Raw genomic sequence first — 14,365 nt, forward strand, 5'->3', positions numbered from 1 at the left:
GACAGTTGTCCATCGAGATCGCCAACGAGTCCGGCGCCGAGGTCGACACCGACGCGGTGCTCGCCGTCGCCCGGCACGCGCTCGACGAGATGGGGGTCAACCCCCTCGCCGAGCTCTCCGTCCTGCTGGTCGACATCGACTACATGACCGAGCTGAACCATCGCTGGATGGGCGGCGACGGCCCGACCGACGTGCTCGCCTTCCCCATGGACGAGGGCAGCGTCGACCACGGGCCGGGGGAGAACGCCGCCACCGGCGGTGAGCCGGCGCTGCTCGGCGACATCGTGCTCTGCCCCGAGGTGGCGGCGAAGCAGGCCGCGACCGCGGGGCACAGCACCGCCGACGAACTGCACCTGCTCACCGTGCACGGTGTCCTGCACCTGCTCGGCTACGACCACGCGGAGCCGGAGGAGGAGCGGGAGATGTTCGGGCTCCAGGCGCGGCTGCTGGCGAGCTGGCGGTCGACCCGATCCCGGTGATGGACACTTCACTGGCCGCGACCGCCACCGGCCTACCCGACCTGCAACTACTCGTCGTCGCCGCCGGGTTGGTGGTGCTCGCCGGCCTGATCGCGATGACCGAGGCCGCCCTGGCCGCGGTCTCCCCGGCCCGGGCGGCCGAACTGGCCCGCGACGGCGCCCGGGGGGCACCGACCCTCCAGGCGGTCGCCGGCGACGTGGTCCGGCACCTCAACCTCCTGCTGCTGCTCCGGCTGCTGGCCGAGCTGACCGCCACCACGCTGGTGGCGCTGGTCGCGGTGGACACCTTCGGTGCCGGTTGGCGGGCAGCGCTGGTCACCGCCGGGGCGATGACCGTCGTCAGCTTCGTCGTGGTCGGCGTCGGCCCGCGTACCCTCGGCCGGCAGCACGCGTACGCGGTGGGGCGGTCCGCCGCGCCGCTGGTGCGCTGGCTGGGCCGGGTGCTCAACCCGCTGGCCTCCCTGCTGATCCTGATCGGTAACGCGGTCACGCCCGGCCGCGGCTTCCGGGAGGGACCGTTCGCCACCCAGGTTGAGCTGCGCGAGCTGGTCGACCTCGCCGAGCAGCGGGGCGTGGTGGAGCACGGCGAGCGACAGATGATCCATTCGGTCTTCGCCCTCGGCGACACCATCGCCCGCGAGGTCATGGTGCCGCGTACCGAGATGGTGTGGATCGAGTCGGGCAAGAATCTCTCCCAGGCGCTGGCCCTGTTCCTCCGTTCCGGGTTCTCCCGGATCCCGGTGATCGGCGAGAGCGTCGACGACGTGCTCGGCGTGCTCTACCTCAAGGACCTCGTCCGGCACACCCAGGGCGGCGCCGCGGAGGACCGCCAGCTCCCGGTGGCCGAGCTGATGCGACCGGCCACCTTCGTGCCGGAGTCCAAGCCCGTCGACGACCTGCTGTCGGAGATGCAGGCCGCCCGTAACCACCTGGTCATCGTGGTGGACGAGTACGGCGGCACCGGCGGGCTGGTCACCATCGAGGACATCCTGGAGGAGATCGTCGGGGAGATCACCGACGAGTACGATGTCGAGCGCCCACCGGTCGAGCAGCTGCCCGACGGTGCGGTGCGGGTCACCGCCCGGCTGCCGGTCGAGGATCTCGGCGAGCTGTTCGACACCGAGCTGCCGCACGACGAGGTGGAGACCGTGGGCGGTCTGCTGGCCCAGTCGCTGGGGCGGGTGCCGATCCCGGGCGCAGAGGTCGAGGTGGCCGGGCTGCGGCTGCTCGCCGAGGGCACCACCGGCCGCCGCAACCGGATCGACACCGTGCTGGTGTGCCGGGCGGAGGCTGCCGACACGCAGGGCAACCCGGATGGTGCACCGGCCGCCGCCCGTTCCGACACCGACCGATCCGAGGAGAGGCTGACCGCCGATGCCTGAGTCACCCGCCGTACCGGCCGCCCGGTCCACCGGCTCCGAGCTGAGCGCGGAGGACGGCAAGCTGGTCATCCTCGCCCGGGGTGCCCGGGGCCGGGTGGGTGCCGTGGAGGGCGCCGCGGTCCGGGACCAGGACGGCCGTACCTACGCGGCGGCCAGCGTGTCGCTGCCCTCGTTGACGATCACCGCGCTTCAGCTGGCGGTCGCCTCGGCGGCCGCGGCGGGGGCCACCCGGCTGGAGGCCGCCGCGGTGGTGACCGAGGCGTCCACGCTGGACGGTGCCGGCTACGCGGCCGTACGCGACCTGGCCGTCGACGCCCCGGTGCACGTGGCGGCCCCGGACGGCACGGTGCTCGGCACGGTGACCGAATGAGCGAGCAACGCGAGCGAATCATCAGGCTCAGCGCGGTGGTGCCTCATGGCGGCACGGAGCGAAGCGGAGAGCCGTCATGAGCGAGCAACGCGAGCGTGCCTACCGGGCGGGGTTCGGCTGTTTCGTCGGGCGGCCCAACGCCGGCAAGTCCACGCTGACCAACGCCATCGTCGGGCAGAAGATCGCCATCACGTCGAGCAAGCCGCAGACCACCCGGCACGTCATCCGGGCGGTGTTGCACCGGCCGGAGTCGCAGCTCGTGCTGGTCGACACCCCGGGCCTGCACCGTCCCCGTACGCTGCTCGGCGAGCGGCTCAACGACCTGGTCCGGCAGACCTGGAGCGAGGTCGACGTGATCGGTCTCTGCATCCCGGCCGACGAGCCGATCGGCCGCGGTGACCGGTTCATCACCGGGGAGCTGGCCGAGCTGAAGGCGACCGTGCTGGCGGTGGTCACCAAGACCGACCTGGTCGACCGGAGGCGGCTGGCCGAGCAGCTGCTCGCCGTCAGCGAGCTGGGGGAGTTCGCGGAGGTCGTCCCGGTCAGCGCGGTCTCCGGGCACCAGGTGGACACCCTGGTCGGGGTGATGACGCGCTATCTCCCCGAGTCGCCTCAGCTGTATCCGGACGACATGCTCACCGACGATCCGGAGCAGGTGCTGGTCGCGGAGCTGGTCCGGGAGGCCGCGCTGGAGGGCGTCCGGGACGAGTTGCCCCACTCCATCGCCGTGGTGGTCGAGGAGATGATCCCCGAGGGTCGGCTCACGAAGATCTACGCCGACGTGTACGTGGAGCGGCCCAGCCAGAAGGCGATCGTCATCGGGCATCGGGGCAGCCGGCTCAAGGAGGTCGGCACTACCGCCCGGCGGCAGATCGAGGAGCTGTTGGGCACGAAGGTCTACCTCGATCTGCACGTGCGGGTGGCCAAGGACTGGCAGCGCGACCCGAAGCAGCTGCGCAAGCTCGGTTTCTGAGCCGTCCGGCGGGTGGCCGAATCGGACGACCGCCGCGAGATCGACTGATCGGTACCGGTCAGGCATATGGGAAGTTTCACTATCGGGGTGGGTTCCTGGCTGTTTCGGCGGCGCGCACCGGAGGGTAGGGGAAGAGATTTCCTTGCCCCCTGATATAGATGCAGGCTGATGCGAAACAGATACCTGGACGTGCTGCGCTTCTTGGCCATCGTGCGGGTCGTCGTCTACCACGTCACCGGCTGGGCCTCGCTGACGTTGCTGTTCCCGGCGATGTCGGTGATGTTCGCGCTCGCCGGTTCGCTGATGGCGACATCCCTGCTGCGGTCGGGGCCGACCGCGGTCGGCCGGCGGTTGCGGCGGCTGCTGCCGTCGCTCTGGGTGGTGGCCGCGATCTTCGTGCCGGCGATGCTGCTCACCGGGCTGCCGCTGACCCCGAAGGTGTTGCTCTGGCTCTTCCCGGTGGCCGACCCGCCGGCGAACTACTGGGGCGCGCTGGCGCTGAGCCCGATCTGGTATCTGCGTGACTACCTCTGGTTCGTCCTCGCCTCACCGGTAGCCCTCTGGCTGTTCCGGCGTTTCCCGCTGCCCACCCTGCTCGCCCCGTACTGCCTGCTGCTGGCGATCGAGATGGGCATCTACCCGAACGCGCCGGTCGTGCTGCGCGAGTTCGGCCTCTACTTCGGCGCCTGGCTGCTGGGCTTCGCCCACCAGAGCGGGATGCTGCGCCGGCTGGCCAACCGGGTCCTGGTGCCGACCGTGCTCGTCCTCGCCGCGGTGGGCGGCGCCTGGATCCTGGCCAACCCGGGTCCACGGGGCTACGACCTGAACGACAACCCGATCGGCAACGCCCTCTGGTCGGCCGCGTTCATCCTGCTGGCGCTCGGCCGGGCCCCGTCGACCGCGGCGTGGGTGGACCGCAACGAGCTGTTCGGCCGGGCGGTCACCGTGCTGAACCGGCGGGCACTGACGGTCTACCTGTGGCACATGGCGTTCGTGGTCGCGCTCACCCCGCTGGTGGACGTGGTCGGCTGGTCGCATCAGAACCTGCTCGGCCTGGCGATCCGGGTGGCCCTGGTCTTCCTGCTGCTGGCCCTGGTGACCGCGCTGGTGGGCTGGGTCGAGGACGTGGCGGCGCAGCGGCCACCCGAGCTCATTCCCGGCGGGCGCCGTCGGGAGGCGCGGTCGTCCACCCACCGGCACGCGGAGTCCCGTTCCGGCGACGACCACGACCGCACCGGTGGGTCGGCCCCGGCCGGATCACCGGGGCACCCGATCGGGCCGGACGACGAGGGTCCTCGTCGTTCGGTCGGAGCCGGCCGGTCCGCCGGTCCGCCGACAGCTCGGGCAGCGGAGCGACGGGAGGACGCGCTACCCGGTCAGCGTGGTCGGGGCGGCGGGATCACTGCGCGGTGACGGTGATGTCGCCGCTGGCGGTGCGCAGGTCGAGCAGCAGCTCGGCGGAGGCGTCGTGCGCCACACCCAGCTGGGTCCGACCGGAGCCGACCTCCGACCGGACCTGATACGCGCCGTCCGGCACGGTCAGCTTCACGTTGCCGCTCGCCGCCCGCGCCCGTACGGAGGCGGGCCGATCCAGTTCGAGGGTGACGTTGCCGGACTTGGCCTCCGCGTCCACCTCGCCGCCGAGCCGGGTTCCCGTCACGTTCCCGGAGGCGGCCCGTAGCGTGATGGGCGAGGCCACGTCGTACACCGAGATGTTGCCCGAGGCGGTCTCCACCTGGACCGGCCCGGTGGCGCCGGCCACCCGGATGTTGCCGGAGGCGAGCTTGAGTCCCACCTGGCCGACGCGGCTCAGGTCGATGTCCCCGGAGCGGGTCTCGCCCTGGACGCTGACCCCCTCGCCGGCGGTCACCTCGTAGGAGACGCTGCACCGGTGTCCGCAGGAGGTGCTCAGCACCAGTTCCGCGTCCTTGATCTCGTACGTCGTGCCCGGCTCGTCGCCCTGGTAGCGCACCACCCGCTTGATGCGTACCCCGTCGACACCGCCGTCGGCCCGGACCACCACGTCGCCGGAGCCGGGCAGCACCCGGATCGCGGTGATCCGCGCGGCCTCGGTGGTGTCGAAGTCCAGCCGGCGGAACGCGACGTTGTCACATCCGACGAGGACGATGAGGGCGGTGGTGGCGGCGAGCGCCAGGCCCGCCCGGCGGCCGGTGGCGTTGGCCCGAGGGGTGACGGTGGTCCGGTACGAAGCCATGCCGAGCACGCTACGACCGGCGTCGGCGGGTGCGCATCCGGGTTCGCCGGCACAGCGACCCCGAGCGGACCCTGAATTCCGACCCAGGGTCGGGCCCGACGTCCGGCCGGGGGGAGAATGGCGCGATGGCCGGGTACCGCCGACAGCTCTACCGCGACGACGCGGTGGTGCTGCGCGTGCAGAAACTCGGCGAGTCGGATCGGATCATCACCCTGCTCACCCGGCGGCACGGCCGGCTGCGCGCGGTCGCCCGGGGGGTACGCCGGACCACCTCGAAGTTCGGTGCCCGGCTGGAGCCGTTCGGCCACATCGACCTGCAACTCGCCGGTGACCCCAAGGGGGAGATGGGCAGCTCGCTGCACACGGTCAGCCAGGTCGAGGGGATCGACCTCTACGGCAAGCGGTTCCTCGGCGACTATCCCCGCTACACCGCCGCCAGCGCGATCGCCGAGACCGCCGAACGCCTCACCCCGGTCGAGCGGGAGCCGTCGCTGCGGCTGTTCCAGCTGACCCTGGGCGCGCTGCGGGCCCTCGCCGAGGGCGGTCACGCCACGACGCTGGTGCTCGACGCGTACCTGCTGCGCGGCATGGCCCTGGCGGGCTGGGCGCCGGCGTTGACCGCCTGCGCGGTCTGCGGCACCCCCGGGCGGCACCGGGCCTTCTCGGTGCCGGCCGGCGGTGCGGTCTGCCCGGACTGCCGCCCACCGGGCGCCGCCCATCCGGCGCCGGCCACCATCGACCTGATGTCGGCACTGGCCATCGGCGACTGGCGGGTGGCCGACGCCACCGAGAACGGGACGCGCCGGGAGTGCAGCGGGTTGGTCGCGGCGCACCTGCAGTGGCACCTGGAGCGCGCGCTACGCTCGCTGCCGCTGGTCGACCGGGGCGGCGCGCCGGCGGCATCCGACGTGAACAGGGAGAGCACCACGTGATCCGAACCGCCAGGGCCGGCCGGCGCGAGCCGGTGCCGCCGACACCGCACCCCTCGGGCGCCCGGCCGCCGGCGCTGCCACCGGCGGCGGTGCCGCAGCACGTCGCCGTGGTGATGGACGGCAACGGCCGGTGGGCCAAGGATCGCGGGCTGCCCCGCACCAAGGGCCACGAGGCGGGGGAGTTCTCCCTCTTCGACACCGTCGAGGGCGCCATCGAGCTGGGCATCCCCTACCTGTCGGCGTACGCCTTCTCCACCGAGAACTGGCGGCGCTCGCCGGACGAGATCCGGTTCCTGATGGGCTTCAACCGGGACGTCATCCGCCGTCGCCGGGATCAGCTGGTCGACCTCGGGGTACGGGTGGTCTGGTCCGGCCGGGCCGGGCGGCTGTGGAAGAGCGTCATCTCCGAGTTGCAGACCGCCGAGGAGATGTCGCGCGGCAACTCGACGCTGACCCTCCAGTTCTGCGTCAACTACGGCGGCCAGGCGGAGATCGCGGACGCCACCGCCGCCATCGCCCGGGAGGTGGCCGCCGGTCGGCTCGATCCGGCGAAGATCACCGAGAAGACGATCGGGCGGTACCTCTACCACCCCGAGGTGCCCGAGGTCGACCTGTTCCTGCGCCCCTCCGGCGAGCAGCGGACGTCGAACTTCCTGCTCTGGCAGAGCGCGTACGCCGAGCTGGTCTTCCTGGACACGCTCTGGCCCGACTTCGACCGCCGTCACCTGTGGTACGCCTGCGAGCTGTACGCCCAGCGGGACCGCCGGTTCGGTGGCGCGCTGCCCAACCCGGTGGCGCCCACCACCTGACGCATAGCATCCGGCCGAGGTGGGTATCACCGCTGGCAGCAGCCACTGACGGAGGTGAACTCACATGATCCGCAAGCGCGTTGCCCAGTGGGCGGTGATGGCCGTGGCGGTTCCGTTGGCGGCAGCCGGTGCCCGCCGGCTCAGCCATACGCTGGAGTCCCGGCGCGGCTCGTCGCGGGCCAGCCGGATGCTCAGCCGGGGAGCCGACCTGCTCCGCCCCCAGAAGGCCCGGCGCCGCCGCTTCTTCTGAGCAAGCTGAGAGATACGGCATGTCGCGGTATCCGGAACACCGGAGACCGCGACATGCCGTCATGCGTGGCGATCAGGCCTCGACCTCGGCGCGGTCGGGCGTCGCCCAGAGGGTGTGGAAGGAGCCGTCGCGGTCGGTACGGCGGTAGGTGTGCGCGCCGAAGTTGTCCCGCAGGCCCTGAATGAGGGCGGCCGGCAGCCGCTCCGCGCGGAGCGCGTCGAAGTAGGCCAACGACGAGGCGAACGCGGGCGCCGGCACCCCGGCCCGGGCCGCCTCGGCCACCACCCGTCGCCAGCTCGGCACGCCGTCGCGCACGGTGTCGGCGAACCACGGGGCCACCAGCAGGGTGGGCAGCTCCGGCTGCGCGTCGTACGCCTGCCGGATGCGGTCCAGGAAGCGGGCCCGGATGATGCAGCCGCCCCGCCAGATGGACGCGGTGGCGCCCAGGTCGATGCCCCAGTCGTACTCGGTGCTGCCGGCCCGGATCTGGTCGAAGCCCTGCGCGTACGCGACGATCTTCGAGGCCAGCAGCGCCTGGCGTACGTCCTCGATGAAGGTCTCGCGGTCGGTGACCTGCCACTTCTCCCCGGTGTCGGTGAACGCCCGCGCCGCGGCCTCGCGCTGACCGACGTGCCCGGACAGCGACCGGGCGAAGGTCGCCTCGGCGATGCCGGTGATCGGAATGCCCAGGTCGAGGGCGATCTGGACGGTCCACCGGCCGGTGCCCTTCTGCTCGGCCCGGTCCTGCACCACGTCCACGAACGCCTCGCCGGTGGCGGCGTCGGTGTGCGCCAGCACGTCGGCGGTGATCTCGATCAGGAAGGACTCCAGCTCACCGGAGTTCCACTCCCGGAAGATCTCCGCGATCTCCGACGGGGTCGCGCCCAGCCCGGCCCGCAGCAGGTCGTACGCCTCGGCGATGAGCTGCATGTCGGCGTACTCGATGCCGTTGTGGACCATCTTGACGAAGTGCCCGGCGCCGTCCGGCCCGACGTGCTGGCAGCAGGGCACGCCCTCGACCTGCGCCGCGATCTTCTCGAAGATCGGCCCGAGCTTGCGGTACGACTCGACCGACCCGCCCGGCATGATGCTCGGCCCCCACAGCGCGCCCTCCTCGCCACCGGAGACACCGGTGCCGACGAAGTGCAGCCCGTGGGCGCGCAGCGCCTCCTCCCGGCGCCGGGTATCGGCGAAGTGCGCGTTGCCGCAGTCGATGATGATGTCGCCCTCTTCCAGCAGCGGCACCAGCTCGTCGATCACCGCGTCGGTGGGCCCGCCGGCCTTCACCATGATGATCACCGCGCGGGGGCGTTCCAGCGCGGCGACGAAGTCCGCCAGGGACTCCGCCGGGACGAAGGTGCCCTCGTCACCGTGCTCCGCCACCAGCGCCCGGGTCCGCTCCGGCGAGCGGTTGTGCACCGCCACGGTGAAGCCGTTGCGGGCCAGGTTGCGGGCCAGGTTGCGGCCCATCACCGCCAGCCCGGTCACACCGATCTGCGCCGTCGCCCGATCCGCCATCCTCGTCGCCACCTTCCGCCGTCTACCTGTAGTGCTGCGACGGTATCGCGCGATGGCGGCGGGCCGCGCCGTCCCCCCACCCCTGGTCATCAGGTGGTCGCGCAGCGCACGGCGGTAAATGGGATGCGCCCGCGACGCCCGGCCGGTAGCGTGCGGGTATGCGCAACTGACGCCCCATTCCCGAGCCGGTCCGCCGCCGTCGTGCCGCGGCCCGCGTGCTCCCGGGCGTCCGCGTCTTATCCACCCGCCGTCGCGGCCGGTGATGACCTCGGTGACCGTCCCGGGCAGCACTCCCATCCGTTCGACCGTCGCCAGTGGCGGTCACGAGACGCCGCGGCGCGACCGGCCATCCGCCGGTCGCCGCAGAGCAAGGAGGCACGGATGCCCGCCAAGCGCAGTTCCCGTAAGTCCCGTCCCGCCCGCCCGACGCCTGAGGCGGCCGACCTCACGCCGGCAAACCTCGACCAGGTGGTCGTCGCCCCGGCGCCCGACCTGCCGCCCGTCCGGCCGGTGGCGCCGAAGGCCGGCCCGCCGGTGACCGGCATGCCCGGCGTGGGGCGTGGCCAGCGGACCGGCCAGGTCCGCCGCTACGCCTTCCGGCGCAGCTGACGGAGTTCCCCGGGTGCGGTCGCCGTACGGCGACCGCACCCGGGCCTACCCGCTGGTCGGCGCGGCAGGGCGCCGTCAGTGCTCGGCGCAGCAGGGCGTCGGGTCCGGCACCTCGAACGGCGCCAGGCCGCCCGCGTGATGCGGACCGGTCACCAGGACCAGTTCGCCGGCCTGCCACTGCGGCCGGACGAAGTCCCGGGTGTGCACCGGCGTGTCCGGCGCGGCCGACGTCCCGCCCAGCACCACGACCCGCTCGATCGCGCTGACCGCGATCAGGTCGCCGACGGTGAGCGTGCCGACCATCCGGTCCGCGCCCGGGTAGTGCACCGCCCGGCCCGAGCGGCGGGCGGTGTGCTCGTCCGCCGCCCGGGCCGCCGCGACCCGCAGTTCGGGTCCGGTGTCGGGCAGCGCCGCGAGCCGGTCCGCCGTCGAACCGGCCACGCTGAGCGCCACGTGCGGGTACGGCACGGCGACCAGGTGGGTGCAGACGACCAGGTCCGGCCCGCCGAGCTGCCGTACCTGCCCGTCCAGCCAGTGCTCGGCCTCCCGGACGGTGCGGTGGCCCCGGCTGAGGCCGAGGATCACTGCGGCAGGACCCAGATCGGGTTCGCGTAGAACCAGAGGTCCTCCCACGGGTCGGCGGCCCCGGGGACGTCCAGCGCCGGGCCGAAGGGGTCGACCGCCGCGCCCATCAGGCCGGGCTGGCTGCGCTTGCCGTCCGTGCCGCGGACCCGCAGGTAGAACGGCCGGTCCACCCGGCCGAAGGAGTAGCTGAACGAGACCCGGCCGGTCTTCCTGGTCACCTCGAAGGACTTCACCACCCTGGTGTCCGGGGCGGTGAAGGCGTCCTGGTCGGCGACCGGACCGGTCACCCGGCCGGCGATCACGTCGACGCGGGCGAGCGCCGGCAGGAACTGCGACCAGTTCGGGATGTCGGCCAGGTCGACGTCGATGGTCACCTCGACGGAGGTGCCGCGCTTGACCCGCAGCACGCCGCCGAGCGGCGTACCCGAGTTGCCGCGCCGGTCACCGGCGATGCGGGCGCGGACGTCCAAGCCCTTGATCAGACCACCGTGGTCCACCCAGACGCGGCCGGCGCGCAGGCCGTCCATCACCGCCCGGTAGCTGAAGCCGCTCGCCCCGACGTGGGTGCGGCTGTACTGGCCCGGCCAGTAGTCGCCGGCATCGGTGATCAGCGGCCCGTAGACCGGGTCGTTGTACCTGCCGTTGAGGTCGAAGTCGCTGCCCGGCCCCCGCTGCGAGGTGTCCAGGTAGTTGACGTGTGAGTCGGAGTTGGCGCTGATCCACCAGGCGCGCCCCTCGGCGAGCAGGCTGTCCCAGAGCCCGCCGACGGTCGACGTCATCCAGTCGAACCCGCCCCAGGTGCGGTAGCTCTCCAGCGGGTAGCCGGGGAACGAGTTGGCCGACGGGCTGTTGTCGTAGTAGCCACGGGCCCGGCCGCCGCTCTCGCGGGGCAGGCCGGCGGCCTGGTGGCCGGGAGCGCCCTCCATGCCGATGGCGACGCTCGGGTCGGCGTCCCGCCAGGCCCGGATCTCGTGCGGGGAGTCGATGCCCCGGCGGGCCGGGTGGTTGGCCAGGAAGAGCGCGCCCTCCACGCGGCGCTTGCGGACCGCCTCGCCGAGGAACTTGATGCCGGCGACGGCGAGCGCCTCGTTGGCCGGGGTGTTGTCGCCGGCGTTGCGCACGCTGCCGTCGAAGGAGTTCTCGAACTCCTTGAGCACGGCGACCTCGTTGCGTCCCGGGTGGACGAAGACGGTGGCGTGCTCGGCCGCCGGGATGTTCCACTCCAGGCCCTGGTAGATGAGTAGGTCCTTGAGCCGGGCGCGGGCGGCGACGATGTCCGGGTTGACCTTCTCCACGCCGATCTTCGCGTGGGTCGCGCTGCCGTGGTCGGTGACCACCATCCAGTCCAGGCCGTACGCCCGGGCGTGCTTGGCCTGGTCGATCACCCGGTACATGGCGTCCGAGCTGTACTGCGTGTGGATGTGGTGGTCGCCGGCGAGCCAGCGGAACCCGCCGGTCGTGCCGTGGTCGCCGCCGGGCCCGTGGCCGTGGTCGCCGCCGTGGCCGTGGCCGCCCGCCAGCGCGGGCGTGCCGGAGGCCAGCACGGTGGTGGCCGCGCCGGCACCGAGCAGGCCGGCGTTGCGCAGGAAGCCGCGCCGGTTGAGGTCGCCCGGCGGCAGTTCCGCGTCGGGGATGGACAGGTCGAGCGCCGGGGGTACGTCGGTACCGGCGGCGGAGGCGTGATCGTGATGGTGCTCGTGGCCGTGGCCCATCTGCTGCTCCAGTCGATCGAGGAGACGTCGCAGGTCAATCTGGTCGGGCCGGGGGAACGTCGCGTGTCCCCTTCGCGGCGAACACGCGAACATGCGGACATGCGCCTCCGGCGATATGTGCGCGGTCAGCCGAGCAGCGGGCGGAAGGCGCCGACCGCGACGCTGACCGCCAGCGCGGCACCGGCCAGCGCGGTCGCGCCGACGACGAGCAGCCAGTCGGCCGGACCGAAGTACTGCCGGCGGGCGACCGTGCGGGGCAGGCCGGAGTCGAAGCCACGGGCGTCCATCGCCACCGCGAGCCGGGTTCCTCGCCGGATCGCCCCGACCAGCAGCGTGAACGCGGTCGAGACGAACAGCCGCAGTTTCGCCACCGGGTTGCGGCCCGCCTCCACGCCGCGCGCCCGGCGGGCCATCCCGATCGTCTGCCACTCCTGCCCGAGCAGCGGCACCAACCGGAACGCCGCCAACGCGCCGATCGCGAACCGGGCCGGTGCCCTGGCGTTCTGCACCAGGGCGTCGGCCAGGTCGGTCGGGTCGGTGGTGGCGAAGACGATCACCCCGGGCAGCGCGACCGCGAACAGCCGCAACACCAGGCCGAGCGCGGTGATCAGCACCCCCGAGGTCACCACGACCGGTCCCGCGTCGAGCAGGACGCGCCCCGACCGGTCGGCGGCGAAGAGCACCATGGTGACCAGGACGCCGCCGGCGGCGGCCAGCAGCGGCCAGGCCCGGCGCGCCAGCACGGCGGGGCGCAGGCCGAACAGGGGCAGTACCGCGAGTTCCACGGCGATCGCGAGGGCCGGCGCGACCGGATCCAGCGTCGCCATCAGCGGGAACGCGAACAGCAGGGCCGCCGCCAGCTTGGCCACCGGGTTGCGCCGGGCCAGCGGCGCGTCCGGCCGGGCGATCGGCTCCAGGTTGATCACCGCTGCTCCGGCCGGTCGCCGTCGGATGCGGTCACTGCCGTGCCGGGGGGCGCTGCCGTGCCGGGGGGCGGGGGCGGTGCCGGTGTGCGGTCGAGGGTCAGCGTGCGATCGGCCAGCGCGGCCACGAACTCGGCGTCATGGGTGACCGTGACCAGGCCGTGCCCGGCGTCGCGGAGGTCCGCGAAGAGGTCCACCAGTTCCCGCCAGGTCCGCCGGTCCTGGCCGAAGGTGGGTTCGTCACAGATCAGCAGGCGGGGCGCGGTGGCCAGGGCGGTCGCCACGCTAAGCCGCCGCGCCTCCCCACCGGAGAGGGTGTACGGGTTGGCGGCGGCGAGCGTGGTCAGCCGCAGCCGGTCCAGCAGCGCGTCCACCCGCTCCCGGACCGCCGCCTCGGGTGCTCCGGTACGTCGTGGACCGAGCGCCAGTTCGTCGAAGACCGTGCCGGTGACGAACTGGTGCTCGGGGTCCTGGAACACCGAGCCGATCCGGCGGGCCAGCGCGGGCGCCCGCCAGCGGTGCGGGGGTTTACCGGCATCGGCCCCGGCCAGCTCGGCGCTGGCCACCAGTCGCCCGCTGCCCGGTCGTCCGCTGTCCGGTCGCAGCAGCCCGCCGAGCAGCAACGCGAGGGTGGACTTGCCGGCGCCGTTCGGGCCGAGGACGGCGAGCGCCTCACCGGCGCGTACGGTCAGGTCGGTGGGGGTGAGCCGGGGCGGGTGGCCGAGCTGTTCCGCGGTGAGCAGCACCTCGCCGGTCGGCGTGGTGGCCCGGCGCGCGGGGATCTCCCGGCCGGGCACCCAGACCCCCTCGGCGGCGAGCGCGTCGCCGTGCCGGCCGAAGACCGCCTCGGGGGTGCCGTCCGCGCGGACGCCGCCACCGGGGGCCAGCACGATCACCCGGTCGACCAGCGGCAGCGCCTCGGCGACCCGGTGCTCGACCAGGATCAGCGTGGTGTCGGCGTCCACCGCCCGGGTGAGCGCGGCGCGGATCAGGGCCGCCCCGGCCGGGTCGAGGTTCGCGGTCGGCTCGTCGAGCAGCAGTAGTTCCGGGCGCAGGGCGAGCACCCCGGCCAGCGCGAGCCGCTGCTGTTCGCCGCCGGAGAGCGCCGCCGTGGGCCGGTCACGGTGGTACGGGAAGCCGACCCGGTGCAGCGCCTCGTCGACGCGCGGCCAGATCTCCCCGGCCGGTACGCCCCGGTTCTCCAGGCCGAACGCGACGTCGTCGCCGCACCGGGCCATCACCAGCTGGGTCTCCGGGTCCTGGAAGACGATGCCGACCCGGTCGCGGGCCTGTCGCGGGTCGAGCCCGCCGATCTCGACGCTGCCCTCCTGCTCGCCGGAGTCCTCCGGCAGCAGCCCGGCCAGCGCCGCGAGCAGGGTGCTCTTCCCCGCCCCCGAGGGCCCCAGCAGCAGCACCCGCTCGCCCCGTTCGACACGCAGATCCACCCCGCGTACCGCCCAGGCCCGCCGCCCCGCATGCCGCCACCCAAACCCCCGCACCCACAACCCACCCATTCCACCCACCCCCTCCACTCGCCCTCACCCCCATCCCCACCCGGTTGATCATGAAGTTGGCGGGTGGTTTGGAGATCGAAACGCCCGCTAACTT

Annotated in this window: 15 protein-coding genes; 9 read left to right on the top strand and 6 right to left on the bottom strand. The window is 73.2% G+C overall.

Annotation, left to right across the window (positions count from 1 at the left end; genetic code table 11):
• The first annotated feature begins 5 nt into the window (after positions 1-5).
• From ybeY to O7615_RS20045, 5 genes are all read left to right on the top strand, one after another.
• Positions 6-479, top strand: a complete 474-nt coding sequence (gene ybeY, locus O7615_RS20025; protein ID WP_278179258.1) for an rRNA maturation RNase YbeY — start codon at positions 6-8, stop codon at positions 477-479.
• Complete coding sequence (locus tag O7615_RS20030; protein ID WP_278182158.1) at positions 455-1,861, top strand: hemolysin family protein; 1,407 nt, start codon at positions 455-457, stop codon at positions 1,859-1,861. Before ybeY ends, O7615_RS20030 begins: the two co-directional genes overlap by 25 nt.
• Positions 1,854-2,231, top strand: coding sequence for a cytidine deaminase (locus O7615_RS20035; protein ID WP_278179259.1), 378 nt, complete (start codon positions 1,854-1,856; stop codon positions 2,229-2,231). Before O7615_RS20030 ends, O7615_RS20035 begins: the two co-directional genes overlap by 8 nt.
• Before the next feature lie 76 nt (positions 2,232-2,307).
• Positions 2,308-3,204, top strand: a complete 897-nt coding sequence (gene era / locus O7615_RS20040; protein ID WP_278179260.1) for a GTPase Era — start codon at positions 2,308-2,310, stop codon at positions 3,202-3,204.
• 168 nt (positions 3,205-3,372) lie between these two features.
• Positions 3,373-4,617 (top strand): acyltransferase, encoded by a 1,245-nt coding sequence (locus O7615_RS20045; protein WP_278179261.1) that lies wholly within the window; start codon positions 3,373-3,375, stop codon positions 4,615-4,617.
• Here the strand turns inward: O7615_RS20045 and O7615_RS20050 are convergent.
• A complete protein-coding gene (locus O7615_RS20050; RefSeq protein WP_278179262.1) occupies positions 4,604-5,419 on the bottom strand; it encodes a DUF4097 family beta strand repeat-containing protein in 816 nt (271 codons plus the stop codon). The two genes, O7615_RS20045 and O7615_RS20050, sit on opposite strands and share 14 nt — an antisense overlap.
• A 125-nt stretch (positions 5,420-5,544) precedes the next feature.
• On the opposite strand from O7615_RS20050, the gene recO reads away from it, so the two are divergent.
• From recO to O7615_RS20065, 3 genes are all read left to right on the top strand, one after another.
• Positions 5,545-6,351: a DNA repair protein RecO gene (recO, locus tag O7615_RS20055; protein WP_278179263.1), complete on the top strand. Its 807-nt coding sequence runs from the start codon at positions 5,545-5,547 to the stop codon at positions 6,349-6,351.
• A 32-nt stretch (positions 6,352-6,383) separates the two neighbouring features.
• Positions 6,384-7,160 (top strand): isoprenyl transferase, encoded by a 777-nt coding sequence (locus O7615_RS20060; RefSeq protein ID WP_278182159.1) that lies wholly within the window; start codon positions 6,384-6,386, stop codon positions 7,158-7,160.
• 64 nt (positions 7,161-7,224) lie between these two features.
• Positions 7,225-7,410, top strand: coding sequence for a hypothetical protein (locus O7615_RS20065; RefSeq protein WP_278179264.1), 186 nt, complete (start codon positions 7,225-7,227; stop codon positions 7,408-7,410).
• Between the two features lie 72 nt (positions 7,411-7,482).
• On the opposite strand, the gene gndA is transcribed toward O7615_RS20065, so the two are convergent.
• A complete protein-coding gene (gene gndA / locus O7615_RS20070; RefSeq protein ID WP_278179266.1) occupies positions 7,483-8,928 on the bottom strand; it encodes an NADP-dependent phosphogluconate dehydrogenase in 1,446 nt (481 codons plus the stop codon).
• Between the two features lie 381 nt (positions 8,929-9,309).
• Between gndA and O7615_RS20075 the strand changes: the two genes are divergently transcribed.
• On the top strand, positions 9,310-9,537 hold the full coding sequence (locus O7615_RS20075; RefSeq protein ID WP_278179267.1) for a hypothetical protein: 228 nt from the start codon (positions 9,310-9,312) through the stop codon (positions 9,535-9,537).
• Positions 9,538-9,612: 75 nt separating this feature from the next.
• Here the strand turns inward: O7615_RS20075 and O7615_RS20080 are convergent, their stop codons facing one another.
• From O7615_RS20080 to O7615_RS20095, 4 genes are all read right to left on the bottom strand, one after another.
• The gene (locus tag O7615_RS20080) at positions 9,613-10,122 is read right to left on the bottom strand and encodes a hypothetical protein (RefSeq protein ID WP_278179268.1); all 510 of its coding nucleotides are present in this window, start codon (positions 10,120-10,122) and stop codon (positions 9,613-9,615) included.
• Entirely contained in the window at positions 10,119-11,834 is a 1,716-nt protein-coding gene (locus O7615_RS20085; RefSeq protein WP_278179270.1) for a PHP domain-containing protein, read from the bottom strand. Before O7615_RS20085 ends, O7615_RS20080 begins: the two co-directional genes overlap by 4 nt.
• A 125-nt stretch (positions 11,835-11,959) precedes the next feature.
• Positions 11,960-12,760, bottom strand: a complete 801-nt coding sequence (locus O7615_RS20090; RefSeq protein WP_278179271.1) for an energy-coupling factor transporter transmembrane component T — start codon at positions 12,758-12,760, stop codon at positions 11,960-11,962.
• On the bottom strand, positions 12,757-14,271 hold the full coding sequence (locus O7615_RS20095; RefSeq protein ID WP_278179274.1) for an ABC transporter ATP-binding protein: 1,515 nt from the start codon (positions 14,269-14,271) through the stop codon (positions 12,757-12,759). Before O7615_RS20095 ends, O7615_RS20090 begins: the two co-directional genes overlap by 4 nt.
• Between the last annotated feature and the right edge of the window lie 94 nt (positions 14,272-14,365).

This window comes from Micromonospora sp. WMMD1082, assembly GCF_029626175.1.
GTDB lineage: Bacteria > Actinomycetota > Actinomycetes > Mycobacteriales > Micromonosporaceae > Micromonospora.